Annotated in this window: 16 protein-coding genes; 9 read left to right on the top strand and 7 right to left on the bottom strand. The window is 68.9% G+C overall.

Translation table 11 applies throughout. The features are described from left to right. Nucleotides 1–64: 64 nt before the first annotated feature. From AC0VYP_RS11815 to AC0VYP_RS11795, 5 genes are all read left to right on the top strand, one after another. A complete protein-coding gene (locus AC0VYP_RS11815) occupies nucleotides 65–1,039 on the top strand; it encodes a tripartite tricarboxylate transporter substrate binding protein (RefSeq protein WP_475474036.1) in 975 nt (324 codons plus the stop codon). 5 nt (nucleotides 1,040–1,044) lie between these two features. After that, nucleotides 1,045–1,545: a tripartite tricarboxylate transporter TctB family protein gene (locus tag AC0VYP_RS11810; protein WP_285759682.1), complete on the top strand. Its 501-nt coding sequence runs from the start codon at nucleotides 1,045–1,047 to the stop codon at nucleotides 1,543–1,545. Further along, nucleotides 1,542–3,068: a tripartite tricarboxylate transporter permease gene (locus AC0VYP_RS11805; RefSeq protein WP_475474035.1), complete on the top strand. Its 1,527-nt coding sequence runs from the start codon at nucleotides 1,542–1,544 to the stop codon at nucleotides 3,066–3,068. The genes AC0VYP_RS11810 and AC0VYP_RS11805 overlap by 4 nt, the downstream gene beginning before the upstream one ends. 31 nt (nucleotides 3,069–3,099) lie before the next feature. Next, nucleotides 3,100–3,969 (top strand): dihydrodipicolinate synthase family protein, encoded by an 870-nt coding sequence (locus tag AC0VYP_RS11800; protein ID WP_475474033.1) that lies wholly within the window; start codon nucleotides 3,100–3,102, stop codon nucleotides 3,967–3,969. Nucleotides 3,970–4,075: 106 nt separating this feature from the next. Beyond that, on the top strand, nucleotides 4,076–5,797 hold the full coding sequence (locus AC0VYP_RS11795; protein WP_475474031.1) for a dihydroxyacetone kinase family protein: 1,722 nt from the start codon (nucleotides 4,076–4,078) through the stop codon (nucleotides 5,795–5,797). 60 nt (nucleotides 5,798–5,857) lie between these two features. Here the strand turns inward: AC0VYP_RS11795 and AC0VYP_RS11790 are convergent, their stop codons facing one another. Then, nucleotides 5,858–6,430 carry a response regulator transcription factor gene (locus AC0VYP_RS11790; protein ID WP_285759676.1) on the bottom strand — a complete coding sequence of 191 codons (573 nt, stop codon included), beginning with the start codon at nucleotides 6,428–6,430 and terminating at the stop codon, nucleotides 5,858–5,860. A gap of 609 nt (nucleotides 6,431–7,039) precedes the next feature. Between AC0VYP_RS11790 and AC0VYP_RS11785 the strand changes: the two genes are divergently transcribed. Beyond that, entirely contained in the window at nucleotides 7,040–7,690 is a 651-nt protein-coding gene (locus tag AC0VYP_RS11785) for a LysE family translocator (RefSeq protein ID WP_475474029.1), read from the top strand. Nucleotides 7,691–7,701: 11 nt separating this feature from the next. Here the strand turns inward: AC0VYP_RS11785 and AC0VYP_RS11780 are convergent, their stop codons facing one another. The 6 genes from AC0VYP_RS11780 to AC0VYP_RS11755 are packed head-to-tail and all read right to left on the bottom strand — an operon-like array spanning nucleotide 7,702 to nucleotide 12,586. Then, nucleotides 7,702–8,175, bottom strand: coding sequence for an aminoacyl-tRNA deacylase (locus AC0VYP_RS11780; protein WP_285759672.1), 474 nt, complete (start codon nucleotides 8,173–8,175; stop codon nucleotides 7,702–7,704). Between the two features lie 8 nt (nucleotides 8,176–8,183). Next, nucleotides 8,184–8,618 carry a MaoC/PaaZ C-terminal domain-containing protein gene (locus tag AC0VYP_RS11775; RefSeq protein ID WP_475474028.1) on the bottom strand — a complete coding sequence of 145 codons (435 nt, stop codon included), beginning with the start codon at nucleotides 8,616–8,618 and terminating at the stop codon, nucleotides 8,184–8,186. A 9-nt stretch (nucleotides 8,619–8,627) separates the two neighbouring features. Then, nucleotides 8,628–9,581, bottom strand: a complete 954-nt coding sequence (locus AC0VYP_RS11770) for an amidohydrolase family protein (protein WP_285759670.1) — start codon at nucleotides 9,579–9,581, stop codon at nucleotides 8,628–8,630. Continuing rightward, nucleotides 9,574–10,953 carry a TrpB-like pyridoxal phosphate-dependent enzyme gene (locus AC0VYP_RS11765; protein ID WP_475474027.1) on the bottom strand — a complete coding sequence of 460 codons (1,380 nt, stop codon included), beginning with the start codon at nucleotides 10,951–10,953 and terminating at the stop codon, nucleotides 9,574–9,576. Before AC0VYP_RS11765 ends, AC0VYP_RS11770 begins: the two co-directional genes overlap by 8 nt. A gap of 21 nt (nucleotides 10,954–10,974) precedes the next feature. Then, nucleotides 10,975–12,312, bottom strand: coding sequence for an NAD(P)/FAD-dependent oxidoreductase (locus tag AC0VYP_RS11760; protein ID WP_475474026.1), 1,338 nt, complete (start codon nucleotides 12,310–12,312; stop codon nucleotides 10,975–10,977). A 4-nt stretch (nucleotides 12,313–12,316) separates the two neighbouring features. After that, nucleotides 12,317–12,586, bottom strand: coding sequence for an acyl carrier protein (locus AC0VYP_RS11755; RefSeq protein WP_285759664.1), 270 nt, complete (start codon nucleotides 12,584–12,586; stop codon nucleotides 12,317–12,319). Nucleotides 12,587–12,887: 301 nt separating this feature from the next. Between AC0VYP_RS11755 and AC0VYP_RS11750 the strand changes: the two genes are divergently transcribed. The 3 genes from AC0VYP_RS11750 to AC0VYP_RS11740 all read left to right on the top strand — a co-directional run bounded on the left by AC0VYP_RS11750 (nucleotide 12,888) and on the right by AC0VYP_RS11740 (nucleotide 16,796). Continuing rightward, nucleotides 12,888–14,015: an acyl-CoA dehydrogenase family protein gene (locus AC0VYP_RS11750; protein ID WP_475474024.1), complete on the top strand. Its 1,128-nt coding sequence runs from the start codon at nucleotides 12,888–12,890 to the stop codon at nucleotides 14,013–14,015. Beyond that, a complete protein-coding gene (locus AC0VYP_RS11745) occupies nucleotides 14,012–15,502 on the top strand; it encodes an amino acid adenylation domain-containing protein (RefSeq protein ID WP_475474023.1) in 1,491 nt (496 codons plus the stop codon). Before AC0VYP_RS11750 ends, AC0VYP_RS11745 begins: the two co-directional genes overlap by 4 nt. Before the next feature lie 67 nt (nucleotides 15,503–15,569). Then, nucleotides 15,570–16,796, top strand: a complete 1,227-nt coding sequence (locus AC0VYP_RS11740) for an MFS transporter (protein ID WP_285759658.1) — start codon at nucleotides 15,570–15,572, stop codon at nucleotides 16,794–16,796. The last annotated feature ends 50 nt before the right edge of the window (nucleotides 16,797–16,846 follow it).

The raw sequence follows: 16,846 nt of genomic DNA, 5'->3' as shown, positions 1-16,846 counted from the left end.
CCGCACCGCGCACGGCACCCGCCGCGACAACCACACACCTCACCCCACCACCGAAAGGATCACCATGCCCACCACCATCCGCATCACCGGAGGACTCCTCGCCCTGGCGGCCGTGGTCGCCGTCGGCGGCTGCGCCAACCGTGGCGGAACCTCCGAGGACGCCGCCGACTACCCCAGCAAGGACATCACGCTGGTCGTGCCCTACCAGGCCGGCGGAGCCTCCGACCTGGCCGCACGCACACTCGCCTCCCAGATGGAGGACACCCTGGGCCAGTCGATCATCGTGGAGAACCGCACCGGCGGCGCCGGCTCGGTGGGCCTACAGCACCTGGCGGGACGCCCCGCCGACGGCTACACGATCGGCTACCTGCCCGTGGAAACCGTCATGCTGGGCTTCCAGGGCTACGAGGTTGACCCCGCCTCCTACGACCTGATCGGACAGATGGTGTCGGTGCCGGCCACCGTCGCCGTCCCCACCGACAGCCCCTACGAAACGCTCGACGACCTGGTCAAGGCCGCTGAGGAGAACCCCGGGTCCATCACCGTGTCCAACTCCGGGGCCGGCTCCATCTGGGAGGCCGCCACCGACGACCTCGGCGAGAGCACCGGGACCGAGTTCCAGCCCGTGCCCTTCGACGGCGGCGCCCCGGCCGTCACCGCCGCCATCGGCGGTCAGGTTGACGCCGTGATCGCCGGAATCTCCGAGACCTCCCCGGCCCAGGCCGACGGACGCCTGCGCGTCCTGGCCATCTTCGACGACCAGCCCTCGGAATCGCTGCCCGACGTGCAGACCGCCGCCGAGCAGGGCGTGGACGTCGTCATCGGTGGCTGGGGCGGGATCGGTGCCCCCCAGGGCCTGCCCGAAGAAGTCAAGGCGTCGCTGGAAGAGGCGTTCGCCGCCGCCGCGGGCTCCGAGGAGTTCACCACCATCATCACCGACTCGGGCAACATCCCCGTGAACGTGCCCGCAGCCGAGTACGCCGAGTTCGTGGAGTCCGAGACCGACCGCTTCGAGCAGCTGCTCTCCGACGGGTCCTGATCACGATGTCCACCGCACCGATCCCCGGCACCGGGGAAGGGTCCGCGCCGGAGGCGGCGCGGACCCCCTCTCGGCTCCGTGAACTCGTCCCGGCCCTGGCCGGGCTCGCCGTGGGCGCCGCCGCCCTCGTTCTGAGCATGCAGATTCCCGAGGGGAACCGGCTCACCCAGTTCAGCCCGCGCTGGTGGCCCGAGGGCCTGGCACTGCTCCTGATGGGCTTGAGCCTGCTGCACGCCGGCCTGTCCTGGGCACGTCCGCGCGCCCTCGAAGCCCCCGAAGAGGCCACCCGCGCCGGAGCCGTTCGGCTGGTGGCGATCCTGGCGGCCATCCTGGGCTACGGAGTGCTCTGGTACTTCGTGGACTTCCGGGTGTCCACCGCCGTGCTGTTCGCGGGCCTGACCTACATCGGTGGCGGCCGCGGCTGGAAGGCGCTCCTGATCTTCCCCGTGATCACCACCGCGGTCCTGTACCTCCTGTTCGGCGTCCTTTTGAGAGTTCCGCTATGAGCCCGCTCATCGAAGGGTTCGGCGCACTGCTGGACCCCACCGTCGCACTGTGCATCGCCGCCGGAGCGGTCCTGGGCATGCTCGTGGGAGCCTTCCCCGGCGTGACCGCGACCATGGCCGTGGCCCTGGCCAGCGGATTCACCCTCTCCCTGGACCCCATTCCCGGGCTCGCGGTGCTGCTGACCATCTACGTGGCCGCCAACTTCGGCGACCGCGTCCCGGCGATCCTCATCAACACCCCGGGCACCCCGGCCTCCATCGCCACCACCTTCGACGGCTACGCCATGGCCAAACAGGGCCGCGCCGGCCTGGCCCTGACCGCCTCGGCCTTCGCCTCGGCGTGGGGAACCCTGGTGGGCATCGCCCTGCTGATGGTGGCGGCCATCCCGCTGTCGCAGCTGGCACTGAACTTCGGCCCCGCCGAGATGTTCGCCCTCGTGGTGTTCGGCCTGACCATGATGATCGGCGTGTCCGGCGGCAAGATCACCAAGGGCCTCATGGCCGGTGTCCTGGGGCTGCTGCTCGGCGCGGTGGGCCGCGACCCCATCACCGGTGTCGCCCGCTTCACCTTCGGCGTCCCCGAACTCTCCGAGGGCATCCCCTTCATCGCCGCCATCATCGGCCTCTTCGGTATCGCCGAGGTCCTGGACCAGATCCTCACCCACCGGCGCTCCGGCGTCACCCCCATCACCCAGTTCGGCAAATGGCTGCCCACCCGCAAGGACTGGCGCACCATGCTCAAGCCACTGGCCGTGGGCAGCGGTGTGGGCGGTGTGGTCGGCGTGGTCCCGGCCACCGGAGGCGACATCGCCGGAATCCTGGGATGGGACCAGGCCCGACGCGCCTCCAAGACGCCCGAGGAGTTCGGCAAGGGCTCCCTGGAAGGCATCACCGCCGCCGACACCTCCTCCAACGCCACCCTGGGCGGTTCGGTCACCACCACCCTGGCCCTGGGTATTCCCGGTGACTCCGTCATGGCCGTCATGATCGGCTCCATGGTGGTGTGGGGCATCCAGCCCGGCCCCTCGCTGTTCGCCAACCAACCGGACCTGGTCTACAGCATCGCCGGCATCATGCTCATCGCCACCGTGCTGACCCTTGGCATCAGCCTGTTGCGCATGCGCGGCGTGGTGAAGCTGCTGGACCTGCCGCGCCACTTCCTGTGGGCCGTCATCCTGGTGTTCTGCATGGTGGGCACCTATGCCATCAGCAACAACATCTTCGACGTGGGCATCATGCTCGCCTTCGGCCTCGTGGGCCTGTTCCTGCGGCGCTTCGGCATCCCCGCCGGCCCCGTCGTGCTGGGTCTGATCCTGGGCAAACTCGCCGAGGGCAACCTACGCCGCTCCCTGGAGATCGGTGGAGTCTCCAACATCCTGACCAGCCCACTGGCCATGACCATCCTCACCATCAGCGTGCTGGCCCTGGTCGTGCCCCCGCTGCGCGAGTCCTGGAAGCGCCGCCGTGCCCGCACCCGCGCCGCACAGCCCGACACGGCCGACCGCGACACCCTCACCCCCTAGAACCGTCATCCGTCCCACCCGAAAGAGAGCCATGCCCACCCAAGCGCAGGTCATCACCGCGGCCCCGACCCCCTTCACCCACGACGAGCGCCTCGACCGCGAAGGCGTGCAGACCCTGCTGGAGTCCATCAACGCCCGCGGTGCCGACGCCGTCTTCGCCGCCGGGACCACCGGAGAGTTCACCGCGTTGGAGGACGAGGAACGTTTGGACGTCCTCACCATCGCCCTGGAAGTCTTCGGCCCCGAACGCACCTACGCCCACGTGGGCGCGGCCACCCCGCGCCAGGCCGAGCAGTTGACCCGCACCATCACCGGTGCCGGCGCCCAGCGCCTGGCCGCCATCACCCCGTTCTTCCTGCCCGCGCCCATCGACGCGGTCGCGCGCTACTACGAGCGCATCGTGGCCGCCGCGGGCGGCGCCCAGGTGTTCGCCTACCTCTTCCAGCTGCGCTCCACCACGCCGGTCACCCCTGAGCAGCTGCAAAAACTCGCCGACGTGGGTGTGGCGGGCGTGAAGATCAGCGGGGAGAGCGACGCCTCGGTCTCGGCGTTCCTGGCCGCCGCCCCCGCCGACTTCACCATCATCTCCGGCAACGACATCGCCTTCGCCGAACTCATCCACTCCGGCGGCACCGGCGTGGTCTCGGGAGTCTCCTCGGTCTTCCCCAAGCCCTTCATCGCCCTGCGCGACGCCCTGCGCGACGGCGACGCAGAAGCCGCGCGCGCGGCCCAGCCCCAGGTGGAGCGCGCGGTGGCCGCCGTCAAGGGCGGCAGCATCGCCCACCTCAAGGCCGGACTGGAGGTGCAGGGCCTGCCCGCGGGCCCGGTGCGCGTCAGCTGCGAACCCGTCAGCGCACACGACCTGCAGATCCTCAAGGACACCGCCCACGAACTGGGCTGACCTTTCCCAGACCGGGCCGCCGCGCATCTGCGGAGGGCGCACGCGCGCGGCGGCCCCCCTTTTGACCCGCGCGACCATCACGCGAGCAGGAAGCGAGCTGAACCCCGTGGCATGGAAGAAGATCATCAACCGGCCCGACGACTTCGTTGACGAGTTGACCGAGGCGCTGCTGCTGGCCCACCCCGACCGGCTGGCCCCCGCCTCGACCGACCGCCGCGCCCTGGTGCGCGCGGACGCCCCCCTGCCCGGCAAGGTCGCCATCGTCACCGGCGGCGGATCGGGGCACCTGCCGCTGTTCCTGGGATACGTGGGCCACGGCCTGGCCACCGGGGTGGCCGTGGGCAACGTGTTCTCCTCGCCTTCGGCCCAGCAGGTCGCGGCCGCCACCCGCGCCTCCCACGGCGGTGCGGGCGTGCTCTACCTGTACGGCAACTACGGCGGCGACATCTACAACTTCGACCTGGCCGCCGACATGGTCGCCCCTGAGGGCATCGCCACCGCCACCGTCCTGGGCACCGACGACATCCTCTCCGCGCCCGCGGGCAAGGAGTCCAGCCGGCGCGGCGTGGCCGGACTGTTCTTCGCCTACAAGACCGCCGGCGCCGCAGCGCAGAACGGCTGCGACCTGGAACAGGTGCGCGCGGTCGCCCAACGCACCGTCAACGCGACCCGCACCATGGGCGTGGGCCTGTCCCCCACCATCCTGCCCGCGGCGGGCGAGGCGACCTTCAACCTCGACGACGGCGAGATGGAGGTGGGCATCGGCATCCACGGCGAACCCGGAAGCCACCGCGGCCCCCTGGAAAGCGCCGACGAGATCACCGACCGCTTCCTCGCCGAGATCCTCACCGAACTCGACCCCGCTCCCGGCGACCGGGTCGCAGTCCTGGTCAACGGCCTGGGCGCCACCCCGTTGGAGGAGCTCTACCTCATCTACCGCCGCGTCCACCAGGTCCTGGGCCGGCGCGGCGTCCTCATCCACCGCCACTACATCGGCGAGTTCGCCACCAGCCTGGAGATGGCCGGCGCGTCACTGTCGATCGTGCGCCTGGACGAGGAACTCGCCGACCTGCTCGACGCCCCGGCCGCCTCCCCGTTCTTCTCCCAGGGCCAGGTCGCCCCGACCGCATCGTCCGCACCCGAGCCCACCGACGCTCCACTGGCCGCTTCGCCGACGCCGGCGACCGCCCCGCCGGTGCGCCGCACCGGTACTCCCAGCCGGCTGCGCGCCGCCCTGCTGGAAATCCTCACCCACCTGCCCGCCCACGCCGAGGAGTTGCGTGCCCTGGACGCCGCCCTGGGCGACGGCGACCTGGGCATCACGGTGTCCGCCGGCGCCGGGGCGGTGCGCTCCATCCTGCTGGAGCTCCCCGAGGACGCCCACGCGGCCGACATCCTCACCGTGAGCGGTACCGCCTTCGCCTCGGCCAACCCCTCGACGTTCGCCGCCCTGGTGGGATCGGGTCTGATGGCCGCGGGCGCCGAGACCACCGACGGCGACGTCAACGTGGCCGGCGCGGCGCGCATCACCGATGCGGTGACCCGACGCATCCAGGAGCGCGGCGGCGCACAACCCGGCGACAAGACGCTGGTGGACGTACTGCTCCCGGTGCACCAGGCCCTGGCCGGTGCGTCGGACACGCTCACCCCCGCCCAGGCTGCCGCGCTGGCTGCCGACACCGCACAGCGCGCCGTGACCGACACCGCACATCTGGCGTCCGCACGCGGGCGCGCGGCCTGGGTGGGCCAGCGCAGCGTCGGCGAACGCGACCCAGGGTCGGTGGCCGTGCTGCGCTTCATCGAAACGGTGCGCACCCACCTGTCCTGATCCCCTTTCGTCCGTGGTGGCCTCTGGGAGGAGGCCACCACGCAAACAGGACGGGGCGCGTCAAAAAATCTTGTTCTCGTGCGCGTAGACCACCGCACCGGCACGGTTGCGAAGCCCCAGTTTCGCCAGGATGCTGCGCACGTGGGACTTCACGGTGTTCTCACTGATGGAGAGCAACCGCGATATCTCGGCGTTGCTGTGTCCCCGCGCCAAAAGCGAGAACACGTCCGACTCCCGCCGGGTTATCGCATCGATCTCCTTGGCGAACGAACCGCCCCGCGTACCGCTCTCCGCCGCGGAAACGCCCGCGCCCGGTAGACGGATCACGTACCCCGCGGAAAGCACGCGTATCGCGGCGGAGAGCTCCTCCACTCTGATATCGGTGGGCAGTGTCGCGAACTCGCAGCGCAGCCCCTCCCCCCGCAGGCTCTCAGCGGGGTCCAGGAGCACGACGAGCCTGATCGGCGACTCGGCCTGCGCCACGATCGTGTCAACCGCACGCACCGTGTCCTGGCATTCAAAGAGGTGGCCCACGGCGACCACGTCGATGGGGGTGGAGCAGACGTGCTGCCTGAGCTCCTCCAACGACGAGGCACGCCCTGTCACCGACACCCCCGGCGAACCGTCGATCATGCTGTTCAGCCCGATGAACGAAAAATGCCGACTCTCGACAATGAGAACAGAAACTTCACGAGAATCTGTCTCCAAGGGACCCCCAAAGAAAGAAGAAATCTCGCTTTCTGCATTTATGGCGACTGGGGCCGGCCGCGGCCCGGCACACCGGAAGCGTAATCGTGGATTTTAACCGCGCCCACTGGACGACACCCTGACCTGGCTGCCAGCTTAACCCTCTGCCGCCTGCCGGGACGGCCGCCGGCAGGCGTCCCCCTCCCCCACGCGCCACCTCCGACATCAAGAGAGGTCCCGTGCCCCGCCGATCGACGGGGCGACGCAATGGCCGGTTTCGGCCCCTCGCCCGATGGACGCACCGACAGCACGCCGCCCGCCCCGGGCACACGAAAATCCAATCGCACACCATGCCGTTTTCGGGGCCGCGGGCCCGAACAACCATTACGCCTCCCCAGATCTGCGCAATCAATCAACGTCTTCCGGCGGGTTTTCGCCGCACTCCTACCGAATCCCCACCGATGGACACGAATTGCGGACGTCCCCCGCAGTCGCACGGGGCTCGGTATGCTCATTGCCCGGCGCCATGTTTTGCGAATACGGAAGGCCCCTTTCGTGGAAATTGTTCGGGTACTACCGGCATTCCTGCTCGCCGTCGTCCTGATTTCGGCGTCTCCGGGGCCCGCCATGGCGTTGATCTTTCGCCGCGCCGCCCTCCAGGGGTTCTGGCCGACCGTGGCCACGGTGGTGGGGCTGGAGTTGGGGATCTACGTGTGGGCGTTGGCCGCAGGAGCCGGACTGGCGGCGCTAGTGGCGGCCTCCGATACCGCCTACCTGGTAATTCAGGTCGCGGGTGCGGGTTTTCTGTTCTACCTGGGGGTGCGTTCGTGGGTGAGCGTTTTCCGCGCCTCCCCCGAACCCGACACCACGCACCCCCCCGACTCCGATCCGCCCCACCCCCGTGGCGCCTGGCGGGCGGCGTTCACCGAAGGCTTCGTCGTCCAGCTGGCCAACCCCAAGGCCGCGGTCTTCATGTTCGCCTTCTACCCGCAGTTCATCGCGCCCTCGCAGCCGTTTCTGCAGACGACCGCGATTTTGGCGCTGGTCCAGGTGCTCGTGGAAACCACGCTGTACCTCGGACTGGCCGCCGGAGTGGCCCGCGCCCGCACATGGTTTCGCCGCCCGGCGATCCGGCGCCGACTCGAGGCCGTCACCGGAACGGTCCTGATCGCGCTGGCGGGACGGGTGCTGCTCAGCGCCCGCTGAATACCACCCCCTCAGTGCGCGATCTCGGCGAACCGCGCGTCAACGGCGGCCGCCAGGTCCCCGGCCTTTATTTTGATGGTCGCGTCGGCACGACCGCTACCGCAGTAGACGGTGTCCATCCTCTGCACCGCGCTGTCGAACACCACGACGACACCGGGAAGCCGGGTCAATGGGCTGACACCCCCCGGCTCCATACCCAACTCCTGCAAGTCGGCCTCCTCGGCCTGACGCAACAGCGACCGGGAGACGTTCACGGACCGGGCCAGACGCCCGTAGTGGACACGCGACAGGATCGGCAGCGCGGCGAGCACCAGGTGGGAATCAGCGACGCGAAACGCCATCGTCTTAAGCAGCAATTCCGGGGGAAGAGCGAGTTCGCGTTCGATGTCGTCCAATGTCCGGATCGGAACGTGCTCAAAAGCAGAAAAAGGGATCGACTTCGCGGAAAGGATCTCTCCCGGAGTGAGAGCGAAAGAGTGATTCATGACGCTGATCATAGGGCAGGCGATCTTTTTATCAGGCCGTAGAACACAACACGTAGAACGGGAACGGAATTCTCGTCCACCAACTCTCCGCATTGGTGGACGACCCCGCAGTCCGGCCGCGACATCGACGGCTGCACCCCCAGCACCCGCACCCGTCCGCACAGCACCGCCCCCGGGCGCACCGGTGCCAGCCACTGCATCTCCTCCACCCCCGGGGAAACCTCCGCCGCGGTCGCACTCAGCAACGCATCGACGTAGAGCCGCATGAAGATCCCTGCGACATGCCATCCGCTGGCCACCACTCCGCCGTCAACGTTGACGTGTCGGGGCTGGGGGTCGAAGACGGTGGCGAATTCGACGATCTGCTGTTCGGTGACCGCCCACGCCCCCAACCGGTGCACGTCCCCGACACGGAAACACTCGAAGTAACGGACCACGGCCACCCCCATGCCTCAGGACGCAAAACCGGGAAACAGCGTCAAGGCCCCCGCACGTGCCACCTGCTCGGTGCAAAGGCCCGGCTGGGCGATGACGGCCGCGCGCGTTCGCCCCACCACGCTGTCGGGCATGAACGGAAAGTCCGAGCCGAAGAGGATGTGGTCCTGGTCGGTCACCGCACCCAGGCACTCCAACGCCCCCGGCCAGGCCGACTGGGCGACCTCGTAGTAGAACCGGGCCAGTGTGCGACGCACGGAATCAGCGGTGGCGTTCGGGTTGCCCCCCGCCACCCACACCTGGGCCAATTCCAACCGTTCCAGCAGGTAGGGAAGCATCCCCCCGGCGTGGGCCAGGAGAAAACGGATGTGGGGATGGCGCTGCACACTCCCCCGGTAGACCAGGTCCAGCACGCCCCGCGTCGTGCTGACCACGAAGTCCACCAGAGGCGGGGGAATCGCCGCGCCGCCGTTGGCGGCGCACACGCACCCCACTCCCGGGTTGGGGTGGATGAACACCACGGCATGACGACGGTTCAGTTCCGTGAGCACCGGGACGAACTCCGGATCGGCCAGGAGACGGCCACCTGGCAGGGGCGTGCCCACGACGACGCCGTTCATCCCCAGGTCGTCGAAGGCGTGGTCGATCGTCGCGAGAGTGGCGCCCACGTCGGGCAGGGGCAGGCACGCCAGCGCGCAGAACCGCCCCGGGTGATCACCGACCAGTTGGGCCGTCCACTCGTTGGCACGCCGCACCAGTCCGTGGCCGTGGTGGAGAACCGCATCGGGCAGCAGCACCGACAGCACGGCGCCGCCGATCCCCCACCGGTCCATGACCGCCAGGGAGTCGGCGGCCCGCCACTGGGGGACCGGCACCCCCGGCGCCATGGACCGTATTCCACCCGCGGCCAACTCCGCGACCAGGCGCGGATGGTAGGCGTGGTGGTGAACGTCGATCCACCCCTCATCCACCGTGTCGCCCTCCGGCCGGCCGGAGGGCGGGCATGGTGCTCAGCGACGCGTTGATCTGTTCGTCGCTGAGCGCGTAGTCCTCCAACCGGCCCGCCAGGAAGGCGTCGAAGGCCGCCAGGTCGAAATGCCCGTGACCGGAGAGCCCGAAGAGGATGGTCTGGACCTGTCCCGTCTCGCGGGCCACCAGCGCCTCCTCCACTGCGCCTTTGAGCGCGTGCGCCGACTCCGGGGCCATGACGAACCCTTCGGTGCGTGCGAAACGCACCGCTTCGGCGAAGACCTCGTTCTGCTCGAAGGCGCGCGCCTGGACCCGACCGTTCTCGTACAGGTGGCACAGCGCGGGCGCGTCCCCGTGGAAGCGCAGACCACCGGCGTGGATGGGCGGGGGCATGAAGGCACTGCCCAGCGAGCGCATCGGCAGCAGCGGGCCCAGCCCGGCGGTGTCGGGGTGGTCGTAACCGAAACGGCCTCGCGTCAACGTCGGGCAGGCCGCGGGTTCGGCGGCCACCAACCGGGGTCCGGGGCCGTTTCGCGTGCGGTCGGGTGCCAGGAAGGGAAACGCCAGCCCGGAGAAGTTGGAGCCGCCGCCCACACATCCCACCACCACGTCGGGGTAGTCCTCGGCTATCTCCAGTTGGCGTTTGGCCTCCAGTCCGATGACGGACTGGTGCAACACGACGTGGTTCATCACCGACCCGAGAGTGAACTTGGTGTCGGGACGCCCCAACGCGTCCTCGACCGCCTCGGAGATGGCCAGCCCCAGACTGCCGGGGGAATCGGGGTCGGCCTCCAGTGCACGGCGTCCGGCCCGGGTCAGTGCCGAGGGCGAGGCCGTGACGGTGGCCCCCCAGGTGTGCATGAGGCTGCGCCGGTAGGGTTTGTGCTCGTAGGAGGCTTTGACCATGTAGACGGCCACCTCGATACCGAACAGGGCCCCGGCGAAGGCCAGGGCCGAGCCCCACTGTCCCGCCCCGGTCTCGGTGGTGACGCGCCCTACGCCTTCCCGGGCGGCGTAGTGGAGCTGGGGGACGGCGGTGTTGGCTTTGTGCGAGCCTGCCGGCGACGTCCCCTCGTATTTGAAATAGATCCTGGCGGGGGTGTCCAGGGCTCGTTCCAGACGCTCGGCACGGCACAGCGGGGAGGGGCGCCACATCCGGTAGATGTCGCGGACCTCGTGGGGGATCTCGATCCACCGCTGCGTGCTGAACTCCTGCTCGATGACCTCGCGCCCCAGCAGCGGCTCCAGGTCGGCGGGGGTGAGCGGCGCACCGGTGAGCGGATGGAGATAGGGGGCCAGCGGGGTGGGCAGGTCGGCGAGCACGTTGTACCAGTGGCTCGGGATCTCGTTCTCGTTCAGCAGGAACTTCTTCACCGGTCGGAGTCCTTTCGGCGGTCAGAACATGGCGCTCTGGCTGAAGGCGCGCAGCGTCCCCAGGTGCGGATGCCAGAGGTGGTCGGGGTCCTGTTCCACCTGCCGGGTGATCGCGCGCATCTTGGTCAGGGCCACCGGTTCACCGCCGTCGTAGACGTCGCCCTGGAGCATGCGCAGGACGTCACCGCGATAACGCGGATCAGCGACGAAAGCCGTGAAAAGAATGTTCAGCCGATAATAGATGGCAATGAACTCGTACCAGTTGTTCACGGCACGACGCAATTTTGTTTCGTAGGCGGAAAACGACGGCTTGGTGAAATCTCCGTGCTCGGCTGCGGCGACGATGTCGTGGGAAGCGATCCGCGAACTGTTCATCGCCACGCTGACGCCACTGGAGAAGATCGGGTTGACGAAACGTGCCGAATCCCCGACCATGAGCCACCTGTCGCCACAGATCTGCTTCATGGAATAGCTGTAGTCGCCCTCGGGCTTGAAGGGGCGGACGCGTTTGCTGCCCTTGAGCGCTGCGGCGAGTTCGGGGCGACTTTCCATGCACTCCCAGAAAAACTTCTCCCATTGCTGTTTGGCGTCGGTGAAATGCTTCTTCTGGGTGACCACCCCGACACTGGTGACGGTGGAGGTGATGGGAATCTGCCAGACCCAGGTGTCGGTGATGGGCAGGAAATGAATGAATATATAGTCCTGCTGTTTGTCCCCGACCGCCAGCGCCGACCGGTCGAGCCCCTCGAACCACGTGTGGATGGCGTACTGGTTGAAGACCTGGTCGGCGACTTTGAGTTTGAGTTGGCGCCCCAGCAGGGTGCTGCGCCCGCTGGCGTTGACGACCATCTTCACCCGCACCGTCTGCTCACGGCGCCCCATCGCGAACACGATCTCGGGCGCGGGCCGGGTGACGTTGACGCGGGTGACCCGCACCCCGGAAAAAACTTTGGCGCCCAACGACTCCGCGTGCTGCAACAACAGCAGGTCGAAGGCCCCGCGATCGACGTGGTAGGTGTAATCCTGCTTGACGCCGCTTTGATCACGCTCGTTGAACATGACGTCGGCCGCACGGAACCCGTGCGAGAGCTCGAAGCCCATCGTGGGGATCTGGGCGGCGGCCGCCGAGGTCCACGCCGCACCGTATTTGCGGGGGAACCCGGCGGAATCAACTTTTTCCAACGCCCCGATCTCCTCCAGGACGGGGGTGGTCGCCGGGATCAACGACTCGCCCACGTGCGGCCGGGGAAACAGTTCGCTCTCGAACAACGCACACGACAATCCCGCCTTGGCCAGGTAGGAGGCCATGGTGGACCCGGCGGGACCGCCGCCGATGACGCCGATGTCGAAATCTGTCATGGGACTACCCCTGTTCGCTGGAACCTTCGAGCAGGCCGGCCACGAGCCTGCTGATGGAGTTCACGTCCTTGAAGTTGCGGCCCACCATGTCCTCCAGTGGAATCTCCACCTCGAACCTGCGATGGATGAACGACGTGAGCCTCATCGTGGAAAGCGAATTGAGGATTCCGAGTTCCAGGAGTGCGGTGTCGGGCCGCACACGAGCACCGGGAGACTCGATCACCTCCTTCGTCAAATAATCGAGCAGAATTTCACGGATATCGGTTTCACCCACGTGACGACTCCGTCCAAACGCCCTGCGACTGGGGGGTGATGAACACGCCCCGGCAGAGCCTACGCACTCGACGCGCCACGACGCGTCCGGCATACGGATGATTTTCCCTGGATTCCCCACGACTCCCCCACTCTCAATGATCGACCCCGCATCACCATTTCGGGTGAATCCATCGCCCATGAAGAGGAGAAAATTGGCCGCATCGGGCTCTTCCTCTCCCCCAATAGGCGGAAGAAAAAATCCCACGGTTGCCACACAATTACTGAGGAAAAAGACCCGGAACCGGATTACTGTACTGCCCGTGGACTTCGACTGGACCGACCAGGAAAACGAGGAGTACAACCGTATGCGGCTGGGCGCCGACGCCCTGCCCTGCCCCGCGCCGGGATACTTCACCAAGGACGAGTGGAAACGCTATGCCGAGCTGGGCGTCATGGGGTTGAGCGTTCCCCGGCGCTACGGGGGAGCCGGACGGGGATTCTTGCAGACGGCGCACGCCGCAGAGGGCCTGGGCCGGTCGGGCACCGACATGGGGCTGCTCTTCGGCGCCCTGGCCCACCTCTTCGCCTGCGCGATGCCCATCGCCGAGTACGGACACGACCAGACCCGTCGCAGGATGCTCCCCCTGCTGTGCGAGGGGCAATGGATCGGCGCCAACGCCATCACCGAGGACACCGCCGGGTCCGATGCGATGGCGATGACCGCGCGGGCGCACCGGGTCGGCGACCACTACGAGCTCAACGGCACCAAGACGTTCGTCAGCAACGGCCCCCTGGCCGACGTGTTCGTGGTCTACGCGGTCACCGACCCCTCCCTGGGGCACTTGGGGGTGAGCGCCTTCGCGGTGGAGCGCACCGCCCCCGGCCTCACCGTCGGCGCGCCCTTCGCCAAAACCGGGTTGCGCCGCTGCCCGGCCTCGCACGTCCACCTCACCCGCTGTACGGTGCCCGCAGCCGCCCTCCTGGGCGCCCCCGGCCAGGGTGCGGCGATATTCCAACAGGGCATGCGCTGGGAGCGCACCTGCCTGTTCGCCGCCTACCTCGGCCGCACCGAGCGTCTTTTGCACCGCTGCATCGCCCACGCGCGCCAGCGCCGCCAGTTCGGCCGCTCCATCGCCGCCAATCAGGCCGTGTCGCACCGCATAGCGCGCATGCGCATCCGCCTCGACGCAGCCAGGCTGCTGCTGTGGCGGGCGTGTTGGCTCCTGGACCGCGATCGGCCCGCCCGCCTGGAGGTGGCCATGGCCAAACACGAAGTCGCCGAAGGCTCTCTCGCCGCCGCGCTGGACACGGCACGGATCTTCGCGGGCCACGGCGTACACGCGGCCTCAGGAGTGGGCCGCGACCTCGACGACGCCGTGGCCGCCACGATCTTCTCCGGCACCTGCGACATCCAACTGGAGCAGATCGCCAAGGAGCTGGGATTGTGAGGCTGGAGGCCCTGGTGCGCGCGGCCGCCCGCCGCACCCCGCACGCCCGCGCGGTGGTCGATGCCACCGCCGCATTCACCTACCGCGACCTCGACACCGAAGCCGACCGGCTGGCCGCGGCACTGGCCGGGCTTGGGGTGGGAGCCGGCGACCGGGTCGCGATGTGGATGACCAAGTCCGTGCACGCGGTCGCCGTGACCCAAGCCGCCCTCCGCCTGGGGGCGGCCTACGTCCCCATCGACCCCGGTGCGCCCCTGGAGCGGGCCCGCCACATCATCGACGACTGCGCCGCCGCCGCGGTGGCAACCGACACCCCCCGCCTGCGCATACTCACCGAGGCCGGGGCGCACACGGCTCTGCTGTGCGCCGATTCCTTGCACGTCGGGGACGTGCCGGGATCCACGCCCGCACCGCTCCCGGCACTGGACGGCCCCGGCGACCTCGCCTACATCCTCTACACCTCGGGGTCCACCGGCCGCCCCAAAGGCGTATGCCTGTCACACGCCAACGCCATGGCGTTCGTCAACTGGGCCGCGGCCGAGCTGCGGCTCACCGCCACAGACCGCCTGTCCTGCCACGCCCCCCTGCATTTCGACCTGTCGGTCTTCGACCTCTACGCCGCTTTCCGGTCCGGTGCCTGCGTCTACCTGGTCCCCGAGGACGCCGCCTACGCTGCGCGGTCATTGGTGCGCTTCGCGCAGGACAACGAGATCACCGTGTGGTACTCGGTGCCGTCGGCGCTCATGCTGATGGCCCTTTACGGCGGCCTCCTGCACACGCCTCTCCCGGCGCTGCGCGTCGTGGCGTTCGCCGGCGAGCCCTACCCGCTTCCCCACCTGCGCCGCCTGCGCGCGCACCTGCCCCACGCGCGCCTGTTCAACTTCTACGGCCCCACCGAGACCAACGTGTGCACCTTCTGGGAGGTTGACCAGATCCCCGCCGACCGGATCCACCCGGTGGCCATCGGCCGCGCCTGCTGCGACAACGAGGTCTGGGCCGTGGACGAGAACGGCGACCGGGTGGAGGCGGGCGAAGAAGGCGAACTGGTCGTGCGCGGCCCAACGGTCATGCTCGGGTACTGGGGCCGCGCCCCCCAAACCGGCCCCTACCCCACCGGCGACCGAGTGGTCGAGGACAGCAAGGGCGACTACCACTATCTCGGGCGCAACGACTCCATGGTCAAGGTTCGCGGCCACCGGATGGAACTGGGCGAGATCGAGTCGGTCCTCCACGACCACCCCCACCTCGCAGCCGCGGCAGTGGTGGTGACCGGCGCCGGCCTGGAGGCCCGCCTGGTGGCCTTCCTGGTCCCCGCGGGCAGCCACCGTCCCGACATCGTCAACCTCAAGAGCCACTGTGCCACCCGGCTGCCCAGGTCCATGGTCATCGACGCCGCCCACTATCTCCGGGCCCTGCCCCGCACCCCCAACGGCAAGGTGGACCGGCGCGTGCTCGCCGCCCAGCCCCCACCACACCGACATCCATGACACGACTCACACACCTGGGATGACCCGATGAGGAACATCGTCGGCGCCTCGACCGTTCCCCCCTATCGTGCCTACCACCGCCCCCACCTCCGCCGCCGCGCGCCCGGCCGGCCTCGCGATCCTTGCCCTGGCCGCCGGCGGATTCGGTATCGGAACGACTGAATTCGTCGCCATGGGCATCCTGCCCGAAGTCGCAGCCGACTTCGGCGTGTCCATCCCCTCGGCCGGCCACCTCATCTCCGGCTACGCCCTGGGCGTGGTCGTGGGCGCCCCGCTGCTGACCGCCCTGGGCGCACGCGTGGACCGCAAATTCCTGCTCATCGCCCTCATGGTGCTGTTCGTCGTAGGCAACGCAGCAGCCGCCCTGGCCCCCACCTTCACCACGCTGCTGGCCGCGCGCGTCCTCACCGGCATCCCCCACGGGACGTTCTTCGGGATCGGCTCGGTGGTGGCCGCCGGCCTTGTCCCCGCGCACAAACGCGCCCAGGCCATCTCGATGATCCTGGTGGGGTTGAGCATCGCCAACATCGTGGGGGTCCCCGCCGCGACCCTGGCCGCCCAGACCCTGGGCTGGCGCAGCACCTACTGGATCGTGGTGGGCGTGGGCGCCCTCACCCTGGCCCTGCTCGCGGTCTTCGTCCCACGCACCCCACCCGCCCCCCAGGCCACCATGCGCTCGGAACTGGGCGCACTCAAACGCGTACAGGTGTGGCTGGCCCTGCTCACCGGAGCCGTGGGATTTGGCGGCATGTTCGCCGCCTACACCTACATCAAACCCATGATGACCGAGGTCGCCGGCCTGGACGTGGCCGCGGTCCCCCTCGTGCTGGCCGTCTACGGCGTAGGCATGACCGTGGGCAACGTCCTGGGCGGGCGCCTGGCCGACCGCCGCCTCATGGCCACCATGTACGCCTCCCTCACCGCCATGATCGTGCTGCTGGCGCTGTTCTACGTCACCGCGCGCCACCCCGTCACCGCAGTCGCAACCGTCCTGCTCATCGGGGTCGCCGGCAGCGCCCTGGTCCCCGCCCTGCAGACCCGCCTCATCGACGTCGCCCACGGCGCCCCGTCGCTGGCAGCGGCCCTCAACCACTCCGCGTTGAACCTGGCCAACGCCGCGGGCGCGTGGCTGGGCGGGCTGGTCATCGCCGCCGGCTACGGCTACGCCTCCCCCAACCTGGTGGGGTCGGTGCTGGCGGTGCTGGGCCTGGGCCTCATGGGCGCCTCAGGGCTGCTGGACCGGCGCAGACACGCCGGCCGATCCCCCGCTCCCGCCCCGGTAACGGTGCGCTGAGGCCCAAACGGCACCGGCCGCCGTCTCCGGGGGCCAGTGCCACCACCGCC

The sequence above is a fragment of the Nocardiopsis sp. iso_186 genome, from assembly GCF_056173365.1.
The sequence above is the reverse complement of the archived record's forward strand: the minus strand, read 5'-3'. Positions and strand labels throughout refer to the sequence as shown.

Excerpts from the sequence above, each read along its gene's own strand:
- AC0VYP_RS11815 (WP_475474036.1), top strand. The coding sequence starts at position 65 with ATGCCCACCACCATCCGCATCACCGGAGGACTCCTCGCCCTGGCGGCC.
- AC0VYP_RS11810 (WP_285759682.1), top strand. The coding sequence starts at position 1,045 with ATGTCCACCGCACCGATCCCCGGCACCGGGGAAGGGTCCGCGCCGGAG.
- AC0VYP_RS11805 (WP_475474035.1), top strand. The coding sequence starts at position 1,542 with ATGAGCCCGCTCATCGAAGGGTTCGGCGCACTGCTGGACCCCACCGTC.
- AC0VYP_RS11800 (WP_475474033.1), top strand. The coding sequence starts at position 3,100 with ATGCCCACCCAAGCGCAGGTCATCACCGCGGCCCCGACCCCCTTCACC.
- AC0VYP_RS11790 (WP_285759676.1), bottom strand. The coding sequence starts at position 6,430 with ATGATCGACGGTTCGCCGGGGGTGTCGGTGACAGGGCGTGCCTCGTCG.
- AC0VYP_RS11780 (WP_285759672.1), bottom strand. The coding sequence starts at position 8,175 with ATGAATCACTCTTTCGCTCTCACTCCGGGAGAGATCCTTTCCGCGAAG.
- AC0VYP_RS11760 (WP_475474026.1), bottom strand. The coding sequence starts at position 12,312 with ATGACAGATTTCGACATCGGCGTCATCGGCGGCGGTCCCGCCGGGTCC.